This is a genomic window from Streptomyces sp. NPDC088246 (genome assembly GCF_044741025.1).
Classification (GTDB): domain Bacteria; phylum Actinomycetota; class Actinomycetes; order Streptomycetales; family Streptomycetaceae; genus Streptomyces.
In genome coordinates this window covers 44,311-63,508 of sequence record NZ_JBIURV010000013.1, presented here as the reverse complement: position 1 = coordinate 63,508, position 19,198 = coordinate 44,311, and the positions used below count along the sequence as shown (strand labels likewise).

The window sequence follows — 19,198 nt, the reverse complement described above, 5'->3', positions numbered from 1 at the left end:
TCTCGGCGGTTCAGGCGGTGGTCATGTTCCCTCAGGCACATAGGGGGTTGGCAATGGTGACGTAGACGGACTGGGTGTCGACAGGCCCGACGAGTTCATCGAGGCCGTGCAGCCGGGTCAGCAGGTTGGCCTTGCACCGCAGGTGGGAGTTTTCCAGCAGATGTGCGGGCAGCGGGGAGCCCAGTGCGGTGGCCGAGCCGAGGAATCGACGGAACGCGGCGATGAGCACGTGTTCGCCGGCGAGGTGCTGGGCACCGAAGGCTCCGATCAGGCCGAACACATTGTTGATGCCGAGGTAGTAGGCAAAGCGCTCGTCGGTGACCGCATCGGAGACGAAGGTGTCGCTGACCGATCCGATGTCGGGGAGCCGGTGCTCCAGTGCCGCGCGGTGGGACTCACGGAAGTAGTAGCCCTGATTGTCGCGGTACCGGCCGCCGACGGGCCAGCCGTGGGGATCGAGCAGCACCAGAGTGTTCTGCTGGTGGGCTTCGAGGGCCACGCCTGCGTGGGCGTCGAGCCAGAGCACGGGGCGTACGACACGGTCGAGGTAGCGCAGGAACCACTCGGTGGCGACGGCACCTACGGCTCTTCCGGTGGCAGCGGCCAGGGAGATCACGATCTCGGCGAGCCGTGAGTGCATGCCCGTACGGCCCGGCCAGGGGCGCGGGGCGGTGAGCGCGGCGATGCAGACCGCGTCGTCGTACGGACCGAACGGGTTGTGGCGCAGCATCACGTCGAGGCCTGCGACAGGCCCGCCGTCCGGGCCGTCGACAGCGAGCCAGGCGGGGTCGCGGACGATGTCGAAGCCCGGGTGGACGGCGTGCCACTGCGCGGCGAGTCCGCTGCGGAGCAGCCGGTGGACCTCCACTCCCCGGTGGAGTTCCTTGCGGAGATTCTCTCGACGGGAGTTGGTGATGCGAACGCCGAGGGAGAGCTTGAGCATGAGCTCGGCACCGGGCCGATGCACGGTGCGGACGGATGAGGTGGGGTACCAGTGCTTCCCGTGCGGTCCGAGGTCATGCAGAAGTCCGGCGTCGAACAGGGCGGCGGCTGCGGGCCGGTGTCCGAGTTCGCGTGCCTGCCACGGGTGGAGCGGAATCGGCGTGGTGTTGTCGGGGAGTTGCAGTCCTTCGGCATGGGAGGTGATCAGTTCCGTGGCCGATACAGGCCGGCCTCCGTCGGTCCAGGCGGAGTCGGTGGCCAGCACGGACCGGTCGACAGCCATCCAGTGCAGCGGGAAGGAGCCGTGCAACTCGGGTGAGTAGAGGCGGGATTCGGAGTCCGAGAGGCCTTCGCGGCTCTTGGGGGTGGGGTGGAGCGGATGTCCGAGGAGAAGTGACTGCTCGGCGGTGAGGAAGAGGTCCGCTTCGGCCGGGGCGCCGGGTGTGCGGCGCCGCTCGGCGATGAAGCCGGCCGTCCGCTGTACGGAATCGGCGACCCGGGCCACCATGTCGGCGCCTTCGTGACGGTCGGCCTCGCGGCCCAGGAGAGCGGCGACCGTGACGGCGTCGGTGGGCGGTGCTTCTTCGGGTGCCCCCTCCAGGGTGGGCATGCCGAAGCGGTGCCAGCCCGTGGCGGACCAGTAGAGGACGGGGACGAGCAGAGCGGTTCCGCTGGCGGGGAGCGGGATTCGGAGCGTTTCCCCGTCCGGCCCTGGCAGGTCGCTCTCCCGCACCCAGCATCGGATCAGATTCTCGACACCCGCCGTGTCGGCGGCCCTCAGCGGGTCCGGATGGTCGAGGAGGTCGGCCGGTGCCGCACAGGTGAACGTGGCCGTCGGGGCGTACCGCTCGTCGTGCAGTGCCGCCATCTGACGGGGCACGGTGGTCTGGTCGACGACGAGGTTGCCGGTGAGCCCGGCCTGTCCTCGCTGCTGGGTGGGGGGAGGGCCGTCGGCCTGGGGTGCGGTGGTGGGGTTCACGGCGGTCCTTCTTGTGATGGTGTCCGGGATCAGCGGATCGACCCGGTCGTGGTCCGGCGGTGCGGCAGGCGCTCGGCGGCCGCCAGGGCGTCGGCGAGGCGGTCCACGACCGCTGTTGCCTGTTCGTCGGTGAGGGTGAGGGGCGGGAGGAGGCGTACGACGGTGGAGTGGCGTCCTCCGAGTTCGACGATGAGCCCTCGGCGCAGGCACTCCTGCTGGACGGCTGCGGCGAGGACCGGGGCGGGCGGTGGCTCAGGGCTGCCGCCCCGCGCAGCGGCCTCGGGGTCGACGAGTTCCACCCCGATCATCAGGCCTCGTCCGCGGACGTCTCCGATGGATGAGTGGTCCGTGGCCAGTGCCTGGAGGCGTGCGACCATCCGGGCGCCGAGTGTCGCGGCGCGCTCGGCGAGGCGGTGCTCCCGCACGAAGGCAAGGGTGGCCGTGCCCGCCGCCATCGCGAGCTGGTTGCCCCGGAAGGTGCCGGCGTGGGCGCCCGGCTGCCAGGTGTCGAGTTCGGAGCGGTAGACGATCACTGCGAGCGGGAGGGAGCCGCCAATGGCCTTGGAGAGCACCATCACATCGGGCACGATCCCGCTGTGCTCAACCGCCCAGAAGGCACCGGTGCGGCCGACGCCCGTCTGGACCTCGTCGGCGATCAGGGGGACGGACCGGGTCTCGGTGATCTCGCGCATCCGGCGCATCCAGCTGTCGGGGGCGGGGTTCACACCGCCCTCCCCCTGCACCGGTTCGAGGATCATCCCGGCCGGCGCGGGCACGCCTCCCTTGGGGTCGTCCAGGAGATTCTCGGTCCACCGGGCGGCGATCTCCGCGCCGCGCTCACCGCCGATACCGAAGGGGCAACGGTAGTTCTGCGGGAAGGGCAGACGCGTCACCCGTACGTCCTCGGCACCGCCCGAGGCGGCAAGGGCTCCTGCCGTCATCCCGTGGTAGGCGCCGGTGAAGGCGAGGAGTCCGCTGCGGCCGGTCGCGGCACGGACCAGTTTGAACGCTGCCTCGACGGCGTCCGTACCGGCAGGTCCGCAGAACTGGATCCGGGCGTTGTCGGCGAACTGCCGCGGCAGGGTGGCGAACAGCTCCGTGGTGAAGGCGTCCTTTACGGGGGTGGCGAGGTCGAGCACATGCAGCGGTGCGCCCGAGTCGATCACCTTCCTGATCGCCTCCAGAACCACCGGATGATTGTGCCCGAGCGCCAGGGTGCCGGCTCCGGAGAGGCAGTCGAGGTATCGCCGCCCGTCCGCGCCTTCGATGGTCATCCCACGGGCGCGTACCGGCACGATCGGCAGTGAACGCGCATAGGTACGGGCGGCGGATTCACGCAGCGACTGGCGGCGCAGGATCCCCTCGTGCACCGCCGGTGCTGCCACCGGGGCTGGTTCGGTCACGGCCACGGCTGTTGGTCCTCCCGCTGTAACAGTTGCGTTGCACGTCAGTACGTCGGCGCACGGACGGACTGCGAGGATGAACGCTGTCCTCGAGTCCCTCGTACGTACCAACGACGCCAGGCGCAGGGGATCACGGGTGGATCTGAAGATCCCTGCGGGGCGGAACCATGGCCCTGCTGCGTACCGTCCCCATCGGCACCGGCATAGTGGGGGCGCACGGAGGGCTCGGGCAGATATCCGGGAGTCCGCAGGACGTTCGGATCCGGTGGCTCGGAGCAGCACCGAAGTGCAGTACAGAAGTGTTGAGTTACGAAGTCCCAGGGGGATCACCACATGCGACTCATTCGACCAGCTCTCACCGCACGTCAGGGGAGCGCACGTCGCACGCGTTCCTCGGTGCTCGCCGTGGCCGCGGCCACAGCGGTCCTTGCGCTCACCGCCACCGCCTGCGGTCCGAGCGAGGACAACGCCAGTGACAAGCCGAGCAGTTCCGCCGGCCAGTCCTCGGACGGCAAGATCACCATTCCGGACGATCTGAAGGACCGGCTCAAGGAACACGGGATCGACCTCGACCAGTGGAAGAACGGCGAGTGGAAGAACTGGGACAGGGACAAGTGGCTGCGCGAGGCCAAGGACTTCGTCAACCCGATCATCGAGGGCCTCTGGGACCCGGACCGGATGCGGGATGCCGACAAATCGCCGGAGAAGCCGGTCGACAATGACATCTCGGGTGACGTGGGTGTGACGGACCCGACGCCCGCGCCGGTCCAGGCCGCCGGCGTCCGGACGCCGTACCACGCCAATGCCGCGCAGTCCGGGAAGCTGCTCTTCGACAGCCCCGAGGGCTCCATGGTCTGCTCCGCGACCGTGGTGAAGGACCCGGCGCACCCCGGAAAGTCCAACCTGGTGTGGACCGCGGGGCACTGTGTGCACGCGGGCAAGAAGGGCGGCTGGTACCGCAACATCGCCTTCGTGCCGTCGTACAACAACAGCGGTCTGTCGACGGCCGAGCTGCAGAAGGCGACCAAGCAGGAGATCGCGCCCTACGGCGTGTGGTGGGGCCAGTGGGCACAGACGTCCGACCAGTGGATCTCGCAGGGTTCCTCGATCGGCGGGCTGGGCGCCCCGTACGACTTCGCGGTGCTGCATGTCACGCCGGAGAAGGGCTCGACGGGTAAGTCCCTGGAGGAAACGGTCGGCTCCGCGCTGCCTGTCGAGTTCAACGCCCCGGCCGTGCCGAACATCGACAGCATGACCGCCACCGGCTTCCCGGCCGCTCCGCCCTACGACGGCCAGAAGGCCTTCCAGTGCGCGGACAAGCCGGGTCGGCTCTCGCTGACCGCGCAGGACCCCACGATGTACCGCATCGGCTGCACCATGACGGGCGGTGCGTCCGGTGGTGGCTGGGTCGCGGCGGGTCAGGACGGCAAGGCCGCCCTCGTCTCGAACACCTCCATCGGCCCGGTGACGGCCGGCTGGCTGGCCGGACCGCGCTTCGGCAAGGAAGCCAAGGGCGTCTACGAGTCGGTCAGCAAGAAGTACGCAGGGCAGTGACGACGGACCGTCACCCGGCCAGGCTCGGGTGACGGTGACGGCACATCAGAGACCCCGGTGCGGCTGTTGCCCGCCGGGGCCTTTGCTGTCGCGCTACGGCCCCGATGGCCCGCACCCCATGCGGGTTGTGTCTCTGCGGCAGAGAGCACGGTCCGCACCGTCACAGGGTGGGTCTGCATCGTCGGTGGCCGTTGGTCCGGCCACCATTTTGCATGACGAGTTCATGGCAATTTCGGAGATTTCGGGGGGATCTTTTCCATGCGATCCATACGTCCGCTACTCGCCGCGACCGGGCCTCGTCGCGTGCTCGCGCTGACGGCCACGGCCTGTGGTCCGAGCGAGGACAACGCAGCCGACAAACCCGCCGCGGACTCCTCGGGTGGCAAGGACTCCGGCTCCCTGTCCGAAGGTCTGGCCGAGACGTTGAAGAAGCATGGCGTCGACCTGGAGAAGTGGAAGAACGGCGAGTGGAAGAACTGGGCACCATGACCGGCGGCTCTTCCGGCGGCGGGTGGTTCAGCGAAGGCAGTGACGGCAAGCTCGCGCTGGTCTCCGACACCTCCATCGGCCCGGTGACTTCGGGCTGGCTCGCCGGCCCCCACCTGGGCAAGGGAGCACAGGACGTCTTCACCGCGATGAGTGAGAAGTTCGGCATCCGGTAGCAGCCGCCCGTACGCCCGAAGGCCCGCTCCCGAGGAAGCGGGCCTTCGGTCCGTTCTGAGCCGTGCCGCGCTGCGGTCAGTGCGCCACGGGGACGAACGAGGAGAGGACGGCTGCCAGTTCCTCATGGACCCGCGCCTTGAGCAGGGTGCCCTCCGACGTGTGTTCCTCGGAGATCACCTCGCCCTCGGCGTGCACCCTGGAGACAAGTCCGCCCTGGGTGTACGGGACGAGCGCCTCGACCTCGACCGAGGGCCGAGGCAGTTCGATGTCGATGAGTGCGAGCAGCTCGGCGATACCGGCGCCGGTACGCGCCGAGACGGCGATCGCATGCTTCTCGATTCGCAGCAGCCTCTGCAGCACCAGTGGATCGGCCGCATCCGCCTTGTTGATCACCACGACCTCGGGCACGTCCACCGCGCCCACTTCGCGGATCACCTCGCGCACCGCGGCGAGCTGTTCCTCCGGCACCGGGTGGGAGCCGTCCACCACATGCAGGATCAGATCGGATTCACCGACCTCCTCCATGGTGGAGCGGAACGCCTCGACGAGGTGGTGCGGCAGATGCCGTACGAACCCGACGGTGTCGGCCAGGGTGTAGATCCGGCCGCTCGGCGTCTCGGCCCGGCGCACGGTCGGGTCCAGGGTGGCGAACAGTGCGTTCTCCACCAGGACGCCCGCACCGGTCAGCCGGTTGAGCAACGAGGACTTGCCCGCGTTGGTGTAGCCGGCGATGGCGACCGACGGCACCTTGTTGCGCTTGCGCTCCTGGCGCTTGATCTCGCGGCCGGTCTTCATTTCCGCGATTTCCCGGCGCATCTTCGCCATCTTCTCGCGAATCCGACGTCGGTCCGTCTCGATCTTGGTCTCACCGGGACCACGGGTTGCCATGCCGCCACCGCCGCTGGAACCGCCGCCGCCCATCTGACGGGAGAGCGACTGACCCCAGCCGCGAAGCCGCGGCAGCATGTACTGCATCTGCGCCAGCGAGACCTGCGCCTTGCCCTCTCGGGACTTTGCGTGCTGGGCGAAGATGTCGAGGATCAGAGCGGTCCGGTCGACCACCTTGACCTTGACGACGTCTTCCAGATGGATCAGCTGGCCGGGGCTGAGCTCACCGTCGCAGACGACGGTGTCGGCCCCTGATTCGAGGACGATGTCGCGCAGCTCCAGCGCCTTGCCCGAGCCGATGTAGGTGGCAGGGTCGGGCTTGTCGCGGCGCTGGAAGACGGCGTCGAGCACCATGGCGCCTGCCGTCTCCGCAAGTGCGGCCAGCTCCGCGAGGGAATTCTCCGCGTCCTGCACGGTCCCCGAGGTCCAGACACCGACCAGCACCACACGCTCCAGGCGCAGCTGTCGGTACTCGACCTCGGTGACGTCCTCGAGCTCGGTCGAGAGTCCTGCCACACGCCGCAGTGCGGCGCGCTCGGAGCGGTCGAACTGCTCGCCGTCCCGCTCTTCGTCGATCTCGTGGCTCCAGGCGACGTCCTCTTCCATCAGGGCGTCGGCCCGAAGGCTCTCGGTGAGGCTCTCGGTGACATTCTCCGTAGCGCTCTGCGCGTCCTGCGCGTCCTGGGGAAGGGAAGAAGAGGAGGTCATTGGATCCTTACGTCGATGGAAGTCCGTTACATCAGTCACAACGCGTGACCTCTCCCGATGATTCCCGCTGTCGGGAATCGGGTCCGGCCGCCGCGGCGACTCGTCGATAGTGGCATGGTCCGCCGGGCCCGTCACCCGGGTTTATCGCTGTCCGTCGGGCTTGGCACTGTGCCAGTTGGGGTGCCCCGGCATCGGCGGGGTCTTCTCGCCGTACAGCCAGCCGTCGAAGAACGAGGTCAGGTCGCGGCCCGCAGTCTGTGACGCCAGCCGGACGAAGTCCGCGGTGGCGGCGTTGGAGTCCCGGTGCTTCTTCACCCAGCTCCGCTCCAGCCGGTCGAATGCGTTCTCGCCGATCTCCTGGTGCAGCGCGTAGAGGATCAGTGCGCTGCCGTCGTACACGACCGGCCGGAACAGGCTGAGCTTCTGGCCGGGCGCCGGAACCGCGGGGCGGGCCGGGGGGCCGCCCGCGGCGCGCCAGCCGTCGGACCTGATGTAGGCGTCGTGCATCCGGCTTTCCAGTGGCTTGTCGGCGTGCTCCTCGGCGTAGCGGGCCTCGTACCAGCTGGCATGTCCCTCGTTGAGCCACAGATCGGACCATGCCTGTGGGGAGACGCTGTCACCGAACCATTGGTGGGCGAGCTCGTGCACCATGATCGATTCGACATACCACTTGGGGTAGGCGGTCTGGGTGAACAGGGACCGTTCGAAGAGCGAGAGTGTCTGGGTCTCCAGCTCGAAGCCGGTATCGGTGGCGGCGACCAGCAGTCCGTATGTCTCGAAGGGGTAGGGGCCGACCTGCTGTTCCATCCATTCCAGCTGACCGGGTGTCTTGCTGAGCCAGGGTTCCAGCAGCTTGCGGTCGGCGCTCGGCACCACGTCGCGCACCGGCAGTCCGTGCGGCCCGGTCCGTTTCAGGACGGTGGAACGGCCGATGGTGACCTGGGCCAGTTCGGTGGCCATGGGGTGTTCGGTCCGGTAGGTCCAGGTGGTCTCGGCACCGTTGCGGGCCGTGCCAGCGGGCAGGCCGTTGGCGACCACCGTGAGGTCCTTGGGTGCGGTGATCCGGAAAGTGAAGTACGCCTTGTCGGCGGGGTGGTCGTTGCTCGGGAAGACCCGGTGCGCGGCGTCGGCCTGATTGGCCATGGCCAGACCGTCGGCGGTGCGCAGCCAGCCGCCGCTTTCCTGGCCGCCGTTCGGGTCGCTGGTGTGCCGGACGGTGATGTGCAGCGGCGCTCCGGCCGGGAGCCGGCCGGGGGGCTGGATGACCAGGTCCTCGTCCGCCATGGCGAAGTCGGCGCGCAGACCGTTGATTTCGACCGTACGGACAGTGCCCTGGGCGAAGTCGAGGTTGATCCGGTCCAGCGGCTCGGTGGTCCGCGCTTCGATCGTGGTAACGGCGTCCAGCGGCTTGCTGTTGCTGCCGTGGTAGGTCAGTCCGATGTCGTACGAGAGGACGTCGTACCCGGGATTGCCGAGGCGCGGGAAGAGTGGATCACCGATTCCGAGCGGCACGGGTGAGGGGAGGGCGGCTGCAACGAGGGCGGCCGATGCGGTGGCCAGCAGAGCGGCCCGCAGACGGCGGGAGATGATCGGCATGGACTACCGCTACCAGCGACTCCCACCCGGGCAGGCGCGGCACGCGCCACGCCACTCGAACGAGATCGCTGTGGCAGATGGCGCTGCGCGGCGGGGTCAGACGGTGGCGGCGGGGTGCTGGGCGCGGCTCACGTCGTACACCCCGGGTACGTCACGCATCGCGCGCATCAGCGCCGGCAGTCCGGCGGCATCGGGGAGCTGCAATGTGTAGGTGTGCCGGACGCGCTGTTCGCTGGGCGGTTCGACGGTGGCGGAGATGATCGCCGCGTCCGCCGTCGCGATCGCCTCGGTGAGATCGGCGAGCAGCCGGGGCCGTCCGAAGGACTCGGCAACCAGGGTGACCCGGCACCCGGCCGCGTCGCCCCAGCTCACCGAGACCGGCGCCCGGCCGACGGACTGCATCCGGGCCACCGCGGGGCACTCCAGCCGGTGCACGGTGACGGCGCCGCCGCGCACGACGAATCCGGTGACGACGTCGGGTGGTACGGGGGTGCAGCAGCCCGCGAGTCGTACGGTGGCATCCGGCCGGTCCACCACAGCGCTCGCGGGCCCGGCGTGCCCGGGGTCGGTGTTTCCCTGGGGCTGTGGTTCGGGCCTGGGCTCCGCGGGCCTGCTGCTGTGCGGGCCCTGGGCATCCTCGGGGTGGGCGTCCAGCCAGCCGGTGATGGCGATTCGGGCGGCTGGGGTTCGGGCGTGGTCGAGCCAGTCGGGCGAGGGTCCGGAGGCTGCGTCCTCGGCGAGCAGCAACTGCACGGTGTCGCCGTCGCTCAGTACGGTGCCGAGGGTGGCCAGCCGGCCGTTGACCCGGGCGCCGATGCAGCTGTGCGCCTCGTCCCCGTACTGCGCGTAGGCGGCGTCGACGCAGCTGGCTCCGGCGGGCAGTCCGAGCGTGCCGCCGTCGGTGCGGAAGACCGTGATCTCCCGGTCCTGGGCGAGGTCGGCGCGGAGCGTGGTCCAGAAGGTGTCGGGGTCCGGGGCGGACTGCTGCCATTCCAGGAGCCTGGAGAGCCAGCCGGGCCGGGTCGGGTCGGCGCGCTCTCCGTCCGCGGGTTCGGCGGACTGCGGCGCGGAGCCGCTGTCCGCGGCGTACGGATTACCGAGGGCGATGACTCCCGCCTCGGCAACCCTGTGCATCCGGTGCGTACGGATGAGGACTTCGGCGACCGCCCCGTCGGGGCCGACTACCGCGGTGTGCAGTGACTGGTACAGGTTGAATTTGGGGGCGGCGATGAAGTCCTTGAACTCGGAGATCACCGGGGCGAAACAGGTGTGCAGTTCACCGAGCACGGCATAGCAGTCGGCGTCCTCGCCGACGAGAACCAGCAGCCGGCCGAAGTCGGTGCCGCGCAGTTCGCCGCGTTTGATCCTGACGCGGTGTACGGAGACGTAGTGGCGCGGCCTGATGAGGACTTCTGCGGGGATGCCGGCCTCCCGCAGCACCGCTGCGACGTTCTCGGCGATGGCGGCGAGCGGGTTCTGGGTGGCCGCGGCGCCGGAGACGTCCGGTTGCGCCGACGCGGCGGCGATCAGTGCGCGGGTGTGTTCGTACTCCTCGGGGCGGAGGATCGCGAAGACGAGGTCCTCCAGCTCGGTCTTGAGGGCCTGTACGCCGAGCCGCTCGGCCAGCGGGATCAGCACGTCGCGGGTGACCTTGGCGATCCTGGCCTGTTTCTCGGGACGCATCACGCCCAGGGTTCGCATGTTGTGCAGCCGGTCGGCGAGCTTGATCGACATCACCCGGACGTCGTCCCCGGTGGCGACCAGCATCTTGCGGAAGGTCTCGGGTTCGGCCGCCGCTCCGTAGTCGACCTTTTCGAGTTTGGTGACGCCGTCGACGAGGTAGCAGACCTCTTTGCCGAATTGTTCCCGCACCTGATCGAGGGTCACTTCGGTGTCCTCGACGGTGTCGTGGAGCAGTGAAGCCGTGAGTGTCGTGGTCTCGGCGCCGAGCTCGGCGAGGATCAGCGTGACGGCGAGCGGGTGCGTGATGTACGGCTCGCCGCTCTTGCGCATCTGTCCGCGATGCGAGGACTCCGCGAGTACGTAGGCCCTGTGCAGGATGGAGAGGTCGGCATCCGGGTGGTGCGCGCGGTGGGCCTCGGCGACATGGCCGATCGCATCGGGCAGCCGGTCTCGGGAGACGGGGCCGAGCAGCGCGACGCGGCCGAGCCTGCGGAGATCGATCCGGGGACGGCTCCGCCTGCGGATGGGAGCACCTGGGTTGGTGGCCTCTGCACTCATGGGGCACCTCCGGCGACGTCGACCGGCGGTGGGGAGGTGCGGACGCGCCTCCGGGCCGGTGCTTGATGCTACCGACCCCACCACGTGGCGGAGTCCGGCTCTCGCTCAGCGTGAAACGGATCACCCATTCGAGCGAAGCTCTAGCCGATCGCCGTTTCGAGCCAGGCGGAGTCGATCAAGCCCTCGGCGACGATCACGGCGGCTCCGGTCATCTCGATCTCGCCGTCCGGCCGCTCGGTGATCACGAGGGTGCCGCCGGGCAGATCCACCGTGTACGTGACCGGGGTGCCGGTCTCCGTGGGGTCGGCGCCGTCCCTGCGGGCCGCAGCGACGGCGACGGCGCAGGCGCCCGTGCCGCAGGAGCGGGTCTCGCCCGAACCGCGCTCATGGACCCGCATGGCGACATGGCGCGGTCCGCGGTCCACGACGAATTCGATGTTGACGCCGTCGGGGTAGACGGCCGCGGGGCTGAACGGCGGTACGGAGAGCAGATCGCCGGCGTGCGCCAGATCGTCGACGAAGGCGACCGCGTGCGGATTGCCCATGTTCACATTGCGGGCGTCCCAGCTGCGGCCCGCCAGGCTGACCGTGACGCCGTCCTCGGGAAGGAGCGCACGCCCCATGGAGACCGTGACGTCGCCGCCCTTGGCGATGTGCACCTTCTTCACGCCACCCCGGGTCGCGACGGCGAGGTCGCCCTCCTCGACGTGTCCGGCATGCTGCAGATAGCGGGCGAAGACCCGTACGCCGTTGCCGCACATCTCGGCGATCGAACCGTCGGCGTTGCGATAGTCCATGAACCACTCGGCCTCGCCCGCCATGGCCCGCGCCTCCGGGTGCGCGGCGGACCGTACGGCGTGCAGCACCCCGTCACCACCGATACCGGCCCGGCGGTCGCAGATCCGGGCGACGACGGAGGCGGGCAGGTCGACGGCGTTGTCCGGGTCGGGAACGATCACGAAGTCGTTCTCGGTGCCGTGGCCCTTGAGGAAGGCGATCTGCGAGGTGCTCACAGGGCAACTGTACGAGGCGGCACCGACAGCGGACGAAACCGGGCCGCGCAGGGGTGCACCGGACAGCGACCGGGCATCGTGCCGGAGCAGGGTCACCGCGCCGCACCGCTGCAGCCGCTCCGTCCGTCAGCGGAGCCGTGCCACGCGCCAGACGGCGAGTGCGACCAGTGCGGCGCACACGGCGACGTACAACGCGATCACGCGCCAGTCGGCTCGCTCGCCCGAACCCCGCTGCGGCAGCCCGGGCCAGGTGTAACCCACGCGGCGGGCGGCCATCATGCCCCAGCCCGCGGCGCAGCAGCTGATCAGCAGGCCCAGCATGGCGACGACCGCGCCGCCGTCGCCGAACTCGAAGGCCAGCGGGAACGCGAACATCAGCGATCCCACGGCGGCGAGCATGACGATCGGCGCGAGCTGCCAGATGCGCAGACGCCGCGCGGGCCGCAGCTCGACCTCGACCTCGGGGGTCACCTCGAGCTCATCGGGCCCGTCGGGGCTCAAGCGTCCTGCCTCGTGCAGCGTGTCCGGTGCGTCTTGTTCTGTGTCGCGAGGGCCGGCCTCCATCGCCACGCGCCCTCCCAACTCGGACTCCACTGGTCGATCGATGCTCGATGATGGCACGCTCCCGGTCACCGAAATGACGGGCAGGGCTTCCCGATGCCATCACGTGATCAGGCTGTAACCGCTCGTTCGACCAACGCCAGCGCCTGGTGCGGGAGTTCCCCGCGGTGCTCCGCGGCGCCATTCAGCCAGTGGACCCGCGGGTCGCGGCGAAACCATGAGTCCTGACGGCGCGCGAATCGCTTGGTGGCGCGTACCGTCTCGGCACGCGCCTCGTCCTCGGTGCACTCCTGGGCCAGTGCGGCAAGCACCTGCTGGTAGCCGAGCGCCCTGGACGAGGTCCGTCCTTCGCGCAGACCGTGCGCCTCCAGGGCGCGCACCTCGTCCACGAGTCCGGCCGTCCACATCCGGTCGACCCTCAGCGCGATGCGTTCGTCGAGTTCGGGGCGGGCCACGTCGACGCCGATCTGGACGGTGTCGTACACCGCATCGTTACCGGGGAGATTGGCGGTGAAGGGCTGGCCGGTGATCTCGATGACTTCGAGGGCCCTGACGATTCGGCGGCCGTTGCTCGGCAGGATGGCCCGACCCGCTTCGGGATCGGCGGCCGCGAGCCGGGCGTGCAGTGCCGCGGAGCCGCGCTCGACCAGTTCCTCCTCCAGCCTGGCCCGTACGCCGGGGTCCGTGCCGGGGAACTCCATGGCGTCGATGGCGCCCTTCACATACAGCCCTGAGCCGCCGACCAGGACGGGGGTACGGCCCGCGGCGAGCAGCCGGTCGATCTCGGCGCGGGCCAGCCGCTGGTACTCGGCGACGCTGGCAGTCTCGGTGACGTCCCAGACGTCCAGCAGGTGGTGCGGAACGTTTCCGCGTTCGGAGAGCGTCAGCTTCGCAGTGCCGATATCCATCCCCCGGTAGAGCTGCATGGAGTCGGCATTGACCACTTCGCCGTCGAGCTGCTGAGCAAGGAATACCCCCAGATCGGACTTTCCGGCTGCAGTGGGACCGACGACGGTGATGACCCGCGGTGCGGGAGCTGAACTTCTCACCGCCCCAGTCTCGCAAACCTCCGGCGCTCTTCCGGAACGAGTGGGGTGCCCCGCTCCGAAACGGGAGCCCTCTGCCGTTCCGGCCACAAGCCCCCGCCCCTGGCCCAGGGGCAGGCGAGTGGCGGGGCGTGACGCTCCGAGCTGCGCGGTTCTTCGCCCGGACCAGTAGAATTCGTAAGTGAATACGGGCGTTTTTTCACGGTTTGCCGTTCACTCTCAGGGCTGCCTGATGAGGTCGTCGGCAGCGAGGTCGGAGAGGACGCCCGACCCTAGTCCCCCAGCAGGGAAGGTGCCCGATGGGCTTCCTGGACAATTTGAGGGCCAAGCTGAGCCCCGCCAAGGACAAGGTCGGCGATCTCGCGCATCAGCACGGGCACAAGATCGACCAAGGCCTCGACAAGGCGGCACGGACGGTCGACCAAAAGACCAAGGGCAAGTACAGCGACAAGATCGAGTCCGGCACGAAGAAGGCCAAGGAAGCGGTCGAGCGCCTGTCCCACAAGCACGACGAGGGTGGTACCAAGCACGACGAGGGTGGTACGCCGCCGGGTACGCCGGGCGGTACGCCGCCGGGCACGCCGCCCGCTTCCTGAACATCAACTGATCAAGCCCGACGGACGGCCGTGGAGCGACGACGCTGCACGGCCGTCGGCTGTATCTGCTCGGGCAGGGGTATACGGACGGGGGCTCAGGACCAGGTGGCGACCAGGTAGCCCACGCCGTACGGGGCGTCCTCGTACAGCAGCCGGCCGCCCAGGCCCGCCCCCTCGGCAGCGCCCGCGAGCACCTGCCAGGGCGCCCGGCCCGCCGCTTTCAGTTCGTACGCCAGCGACTCGTCCAGCGCGATCAGCGCGTCGGGGTCCGCCGCGCCCAGCGCATGGGCGGCCGCCGCGTCGAACGCCGCGGCACGGTCGTCCAGATAGCCTGGGGCCTTGAGCGTGCGGCAGGCACTGCCGTCGCCCATCACCAGCAGGGCCACCCGGTCCGCCCTGGCGGCCAGGTCCCGTCCGGTGCTCGTGCAGCGAACGGTTTCGAGCGGCTCCCCCACGCCGAGCCCTTCGACCGGCGCCTCGGCCCATCGCGCGCGGGCGAGCAGCCAGGCACCGACGGCGAGGGACGGCGGAAGCGGGCGGTCCGTCACCGGCCCCTTTTCGCGCCCCAGCCGCACACCGAGGTCGACGCCGAAGCCCTTGAAGGTGCCGGGAGCCCCCTCGGGATACGGGCCACGCCCCGCGTGGTCCGCGGGCCCGATCACGATCAGCAGATCGGGCCGGGCGGCAGCGAGCACACCGAGAGCATCGGCGCAAGCGTCCCGCAGGGCGTCGAGCTCGGGCGCGGCACCGGCGGCGACCTCGGGTACCAGCAGGGGCGGGCAGGGGCAGACAGCGGCGGCGACAAGCATGGTGGGCAGCGTACTGCTTGGGTGCGATGCGCCCGTCGGCCACCGTCGCCGTCCGCGTCCTGCCGGTGTCAGTCGCAGCCGCAGCCGGGGGCCGCGGTTGCGGGCAGCGGCGCCGGGGCGCCGATACCGGGCAGCCCGAGCATCACTCCGGCAGGCTTGGCGGCCTCGGTGGCGGTGCGCTTCTCCCAGGCGTCCCCGGCCCGGGTCCGCCGTACGCCCACCGGAACGCCCTCGGCGAGGAGGTGGTGCGGGGCCGCGTAGGTGATTTCGACGGTCACCACATCGCCCGGACGCACCTCCTCGTCCGGCTTGGTGAAGTGGACCAGGCGGTTGTCGGGGGCGCGGCCGGAGAGGCGGTGGGTGGCGCCGTCCTTGCGCCCCTCGCCCTCCGCAACCATGATCTCCAGCGTTCGGCCGACCTGCTTCTTGTTCTCCTCCCAGGAGATCTCCTCCTGGAGGGCGGACAGGCGCATGTACCGCTCCTGGACGACCTCCTTGGGGATCTGCCCCTCCATCTCGGCGGCCGGGGTTCCGGGGCGCTTGGAGTACTGGAAGGTGAAGGCGTTGGCGAAGCGCGCCTCGCGGACCGCGTGCATGGTCTGCTCGAAGTCCTCCTCGGTCTCGCCGGGGAAGCCCACGATGATGTCGGTGGAGATAGCCGCGTCCGGCATCGCGGCGCGCACCTTCTCGATGATGCCGAGGAAGCGCTCCTGCCGGTACGAGCGCCGCATCGCCTTGAGGATCGTGTCCGAGCCCGACTGCATCGGCATGTGCAGCTGGGGCATCACATTGGGCGTCTCGGCCATCGCCGCGATCACGTCGTCCGTGAAGTCACGGGGATGCGGCGAGGTGAAACGGACCCGCTCCAGGCCCTCGATCTTCCCGCAGGCGCGCAGCAGCTTGGAGAAGGCCTCGCGATCGCCGATGTCGGAGCCGTACGCGTTCACGTTCTGGCCGAGCAGGGTGATCTCCGAAACGCCCTCGGCGACCAGTGCCTCGATCTCGGCGAGGATGTCGCCGGTGCGGCGGTCCTTCTCCTTGCCGCGCAGCGCCGGGACGATGCAGAAGGTGCAGGTGTTGTTGCAGCCGACGGAGATGGAGACCCACGCCGCGTAGGCGGACTCGCGGCGGGTGGGGAGCGTGGAGGGGAACGCCTCCAGGGATTCGGCGATCTCGATCTGCGCCTCGTCCCGGATACGGGCGCGCTCCAGCAGGACCGGCAGCTTGCCGATGTTGTGCGTACCGAAAACCACATCCACCCAGGGGGCCCGCTCGACGATGGTGTCGCGGTCCTTCTGCGCCAGGCAGCCGCCGACGGCGATCTGCATGCCGGGTCGCTTGGTCTTCATCGGGGCGAGCCGGCCGAGATTGCCGTAGAGCTTGTTGTCGGCGTTCTCCCGCACCGCGCAGGTGTTGAAGACGACCACGTCGGCGTCGCCGTCGGAGCCCTGGGCGGCACGTACGTAACCCGCGTCCTCCAGCAGCCCCGACAGCCGCTCGGAGTCATGGACGTTCATCTGGCACCCGTAGGTGCGCACCTCGTACGTCTTCAAACCGTCCACTACTCCACCAGCCACGTCGTTGCCGCTCACCCGTCCAGGGTAAGGGCTCCGGTCGGGCCGCAATGATGAATACCTCTCCGGCCGGGCTCACGGCCCCTGCGTCCGGGTGCGGGGACCGAGGCTCCGTGCCGCCGGGGCCCGGCCCTGGTCATCGCCCCGGCGGGCTGGCAGGATCGCCGCCATGCTCCTGGCACTGTCCCGTATCGGCCGGCGACGCACCCTTCAGGCGTGCGCCGCCCTCGTCGTCGTGCTCGGGCTGCTGCTGTGGTGGCTGCTCCCGCTCGGGGAACCGGCGCCGAGCGGCACGCTGACCTTCAGCACCGGCGTGCGCAGCGGGGTCTACCAGCGCTACGGCGAGCGGCTCAAGGGGGACCTGGCCACGGATCTGCCCCAGGTGTCGATACGGCTGCAGACCAGTGAGGGCTCGCAGCAGAACATCGCGCGGGTGGCGACGGGAAAGGCCGACTTCACCATCGCCACCGCCGATGCCCTGGCCACCTATCTGCGCAGCGGCAAGCCGGGCGCCGACCGGTTGCGGGGCTGTGTGCGGCTGTACGACGACTACATCCAGCTGGTCGTACCGCGTGACTCCAAGGTGCGGAAGGTCTCGGACCTGATCGGCAAGCGCGTCGGGGTGGGGCAGCCGGGTTCCGGGGTACGGCTGGTCGCCGACCGGGTGATGACAGCCGCCGGCCTCGATCCCTCGAACGATGTGACGCCGCTTCCCGACGGTATCGACACCATGCCTGAGAAGCTGGAGAACGGCCTGCTCGACGCCTTCTTCTGGTCCGGCGGACTGCCCACCTCCGCCGTCCAGGAGCTGTCGGACCGGTTCGCGATCCGGCTGGTGCCGCTGGAGGCCGCGCTGATCAAGGAGCTCCAGGCGGTGGGCGGGTCCGCCCGCTACTACCGGTCGGCTGTGATGCCCGCCGACGCCTACCGCAACGCTCAGCAGGGGCAGGCGGTACCGACGGTGGCGGTCGCCAATGTGCTGGTGACCACGGACCGTACGGATCCGGCGATGACGGAGGCGTTCACCCGGACCGTGATCGACAGTCGGGACCGGATCGGGCGCGAGGTGCACGCGGCCCAGTTGGTGGATCTGCGTACGGCGATCTACACCGATCCGCTGCCACTGCACGAAGGGGCCCAGCGCTACTACCGCTCGGTCAAGCCCTGATCCCCGGCACCGCTCCGTCGGGCACGACCCCCGAGCCGGCCCCTCGCCCGTCCGCGCTCAGCCCTGCGGGCCCTGGCGTGGCACCGACACCGTCACCCGCAGCCCGTGCGGCTCATGGGCGGCGTAGCCGATGGCCCCGCCGCCCGCCACCAGGAGAGCCTGGGCGATGGAGAGCCCGAGGCCGGAACCCTTCACGTTCTGATGCTGGGCGCTGCGCCAGAAGCGGTCGCCGACGCGTTCCATCTCCTGTGCGGTGAGGCCCGGTCCACGGTCGGCGACGACGACCGTGACGTCATCGCGACCGGAGGCAACCGTGACGAGGACCTCTTCGTCGGCAGGGGTGAATTTCAGGGCGTTGTCGATGACGGCGTCGAGGGCGCTCGACAGGGCGATGGGGTCCGCCCAGGCGGTCACGGCAAATGAGCCGTTCGCCCTGAGCCGTACTCCCTTCTCCTCGGCGACCGGACGCCAGGAAGCGACGCGTTCCGCGGTGAGTGCGCCTATGTCGGTGAGCCGCAGATCGGCATCGGCGTGTTCGGCCAGCGCCAGGTCGAGCAGATCGTCGAGAACCTGCCCGAGGCGCTTGCCCTCCGTGCGCACGGAGGCGATCTCCTCGTTGCCCTCGGGGAGTTCGAGCGCGAGGAGCTCGATCCGCAGCAGCAGCGCGGCAAGGGGGTTGCGCAGCTGGTGCGAGGCATCGGCGACGAAGGCACGCTGCTGCTCCAGCACGTCCTCGACGTTGTCGGCCATCTCGTTGAACGAGCGGGCCAGGCGCCTCAGTTCCGGCGGCCCTCCGGAGGCCGCGACCCGGGATCTCATCCGGCCGCTGGCGATGTCGTGGGTGGCCGCGTCCAGGGTCCGTACGGGCAGCAGGACCCAGCCGGTGAGCCGGATCGCGGCGCCGACCGCCACCAGCATCGCGACGACTTCGCCGGCCGCGATGAGCAACCAGCCGCGCAGCGTGCGTGCGCGCATTTCGGAGGTGGGCGAGTCGATGACCACGACGGCGACGACATCGCCGTCCCGTACGACGGGTGAGGCGACGACGACCCTGCCCCGCTGCCAGGGCCAGACCTGCGGCGGATCATGGCTGCGACGCCCCAGGAGCGCTTCCTTGAAGGCCTCTCTCCCCTCCCCCTCGATCGGGAGCTGCCAGGTGGCCGGGGCCTTCGCCATGGCACTGTCGTCGCGGTAGAAGACACCGGCGCGGATGCCGTACACCGATGCGTAGGTGTCGAGTTCGCTCCGCAGGGTGCGGCGCCGCTCGTCGTAACCGGGGGTCCGCTCGGCAATGAACTGGGCGAGCGCGGCGAAGCGTGCCGTGTCGTCGATGCGGTCGATGACGACGCGCTGCTGCTGGGCGCCGGCCACGCTGACGGCCAGGGGAAAGCCGAGGGCGAGCAGCACGCTCGCCATGAGAATGATGAGCAGCGGAAGCAGCCGGGTGCGCACCTGGG

The 19,198-nt window shown here is 69.8% G+C and carries 15 protein-coding genes and 1 pseudogene; 5 read left to right on the top strand and 11 right to left on the bottom strand.

Translation table 11 applies throughout. The annotated features are described in order from the left end of the window. Positions 1-31: 31 nt before the first annotated feature. Together ACIPEK_RS19490 and ACIPEK_RS19485 are read right to left on the bottom strand one after the other, a co-directional pair. Positions 32-1,921, bottom strand: coding sequence for an IucA/IucC family protein (locus ACIPEK_RS19490; RefSeq protein WP_401997464.1), 1,890 nt, complete (start codon positions 1,919-1,921; stop codon positions 32-34). Between the two features lie 29 nt (positions 1,922-1,950). Then, the gene (locus ACIPEK_RS19485; protein WP_401997461.1) at positions 1,951-3,330 is read right to left on the bottom strand and encodes a diaminobutyrate--2-oxoglutarate transaminase family protein; all 1,380 of its coding nucleotides are present in this window, start codon (positions 3,328-3,330) and stop codon (positions 1,951-1,953) included. Positions 3,331-3,657: 327 nt separating this feature from the next. Between ACIPEK_RS19485 and ACIPEK_RS19480 the strand changes: the two genes are divergently transcribed. The 3 genes and pseudogenes from ACIPEK_RS19480 to ACIPEK_RS19470 all read left to right on the top strand — a co-directional run. Further along, positions 3,658-4,878: a trypsin-like serine peptidase gene (locus tag ACIPEK_RS19480; RefSeq protein WP_401997458.1), complete on the top strand. Its 1,221-nt coding sequence runs from the start codon at positions 3,658-3,660 to the stop codon at positions 4,876-4,878. 258 nt (positions 4,879-5,136) lie between these two features. After that, on the top strand, positions 5,137-5,367 hold the full coding sequence (locus ACIPEK_RS19475; RefSeq protein WP_401997455.1) for a hypothetical protein: 231 nt from the start codon (positions 5,137-5,139) through the stop codon (positions 5,365-5,367). Continuing rightward, positions 5,361-5,540: pseudogene (locus ACIPEK_RS19470) on the top strand (hypothetical protein); the annotation flags it as partial. The gene ACIPEK_RS19475 and the pseudogene ACIPEK_RS19470, both read left to right, overlap by 7 nt. 76 nt (positions 5,541-5,616) lie before the next feature. On the opposite strand, the gene hflX reads toward ACIPEK_RS19470, so the two are convergent. The 6 genes from hflX to miaA all read right to left on the bottom strand — a co-directional run bounded on the left by hflX (position 5,617) and on the right by miaA (position 13,597). Further along, complete coding sequence (hflX, locus tag ACIPEK_RS19465; protein ID WP_401997453.1) at positions 5,617-7,137, bottom strand: GTPase HflX; 1,521 nt, start codon at positions 7,135-7,137, stop codon at positions 5,617-5,619. Positions 7,138-7,278: 141 nt separating this feature from the next. Then, positions 7,279-8,733, bottom strand: coding sequence for a M1 family metallopeptidase (locus ACIPEK_RS19460; RefSeq protein ID WP_401997450.1), 1,455 nt, complete (start codon positions 8,731-8,733; stop codon positions 7,279-7,281). Positions 8,734-8,829: 96 nt separating this feature from the next. Beyond that, positions 8,830-10,974: a RelA/SpoT family protein gene (locus ACIPEK_RS19455; protein WP_401997447.1), complete on the bottom strand. Its 2,145-nt coding sequence runs from the start codon at positions 10,972-10,974 to the stop codon at positions 8,830-8,832. Positions 10,975-11,114: 140 nt separating this feature from the next. Then, on the bottom strand, positions 11,115-11,987 hold the full coding sequence (dapF, locus tag ACIPEK_RS19450; protein WP_401997444.1) for a diaminopimelate epimerase: 873 nt from the start codon (positions 11,985-11,987) through the stop codon (positions 11,115-11,117). Positions 11,988-12,113: 126 nt separating this feature from the next. Beyond that, entirely contained in the window at positions 12,114-12,551 is a 438-nt protein-coding gene (locus ACIPEK_RS19445; protein ID WP_401997806.1) for a hypothetical protein, read from the bottom strand. A 107-nt stretch (positions 12,552-12,658) separates the two neighbouring features. After that, positions 12,659-13,597, bottom strand: coding sequence for a tRNA (adenosine(37)-N6)-dimethylallyltransferase MiaA (gene miaA / locus ACIPEK_RS19440; RefSeq protein ID WP_401997441.1), 939 nt, complete (start codon positions 13,595-13,597; stop codon positions 12,659-12,661). Positions 13,598-13,893: 296 nt separating this feature from the next. Between miaA and ACIPEK_RS19435 the strand changes: the two genes are divergently transcribed. Continuing rightward, on the top strand, positions 13,894-14,190 hold the full coding sequence (locus tag ACIPEK_RS19435) for an antitoxin (protein WP_401997439.1): 297 nt from the start codon (positions 13,894-13,896) through the stop codon (positions 14,188-14,190). Positions 14,191-14,285: 95 nt separating this feature from the next. Here the strand turns inward: ACIPEK_RS19435 and ACIPEK_RS19430 are convergent, their stop codons facing one another. After that, positions 14,286-14,999, bottom strand: coding sequence for a class III extradiol dioxygenase subunit B-like domain-containing protein (locus ACIPEK_RS19430; protein ID WP_401997436.1), 714 nt, complete (start codon positions 14,997-14,999; stop codon positions 14,286-14,288). Between the two features lie 68 nt (positions 15,000-15,067). Continuing rightward, entirely contained in the window at positions 15,068-16,561 is a 1,494-nt protein-coding gene (gene miaB, locus ACIPEK_RS19425; RefSeq protein WP_401997803.1) for a tRNA (N6-isopentenyl adenosine(37)-C2)-methylthiotransferase MiaB, read from the bottom strand. Between the two features lie 181 nt (positions 16,562-16,742). Between miaB and ACIPEK_RS19420 the strand changes: the two genes are divergently transcribed. After that, positions 16,743-17,741, top strand: a complete 999-nt coding sequence (locus ACIPEK_RS19420) for a TAXI family TRAP transporter solute-binding subunit (RefSeq protein WP_401997433.1) — start codon at positions 16,743-16,745, stop codon at positions 17,739-17,741. A 57-nt stretch (positions 17,742-17,798) separates the two neighbouring features. Here the strand turns inward: ACIPEK_RS19420 and ACIPEK_RS19415 are convergent, their stop codons facing one another. Beyond that, on the bottom strand, positions 17,799-19,193 hold the full coding sequence (locus ACIPEK_RS19415) for a sensor histidine kinase (RefSeq protein ID WP_401997430.1): 1,395 nt from the start codon (positions 19,191-19,193) through the stop codon (positions 17,799-17,801). Positions 19,194-19,198 lie beyond the last annotated feature (5 nt).

What these genes read in the sequence shown, in the direction of transcription:
- ACIPEK_RS19445 (WP_401997806.1), bottom strand. Translation starts at nt 12,551, where the DNA reads ATGGAGGCCGGCCCTCGCGACACAGAACAAGACGCACCGGACACGCTG.
- ACIPEK_RS19460 (WP_401997450.1), bottom strand. Translation starts at nt 8,733, where the DNA reads ATGCCGATCATCTCCCGCCGTCTGCGGGCCGCTCTGCTGGCCACCGCA.
- ACIPEK_RS19430 (WP_401997436.1), bottom strand. Translation starts at nt 14,999, where the DNA reads ATGCTTGTCGCCGCCGCTGTCTGCCCCTGCCCGCCCCTGCTGGTACCC.
- ACIPEK_RS19435 (WP_401997439.1), top strand. Translation starts at nt 13,894, where the DNA reads ATGGGCTTCCTGGACAATTTGAGGGCCAAGCTGAGCCCCGCCAAGGAC.
- ACIPEK_RS19420 (WP_401997433.1), top strand. Translation starts at nt 16,743, where the DNA reads ATGCTCCTGGCACTGTCCCGTATCGGCCGGCGACGCACCCTTCAGGCG.
- ACIPEK_RS19455 (WP_401997447.1), bottom strand. Translation starts at nt 10,974, where the DNA reads ATGAGTGCAGAGGCCACCAACCCAGGTGCTCCCATCCGCAGGCGGAGC.
- hflX (WP_401997453.1), bottom strand. Translation starts at nt 7,137, where the DNA reads ATGACCTCCTCTTCTTCCCTTCCCCAGGACGCGCAGGACGCGCAGAGC.
- ACIPEK_RS19475 (WP_401997455.1), top strand. Translation starts at nt 5,137, where the DNA reads ATGCGATCCATACGTCCGCTACTCGCCGCGACCGGGCCTCGTCGCGTG.
- ACIPEK_RS19480 (WP_401997458.1), top strand. Translation starts at nt 3,658, where the DNA reads ATGCGACTCATTCGACCAGCTCTCACCGCACGTCAGGGGAGCGCACGT.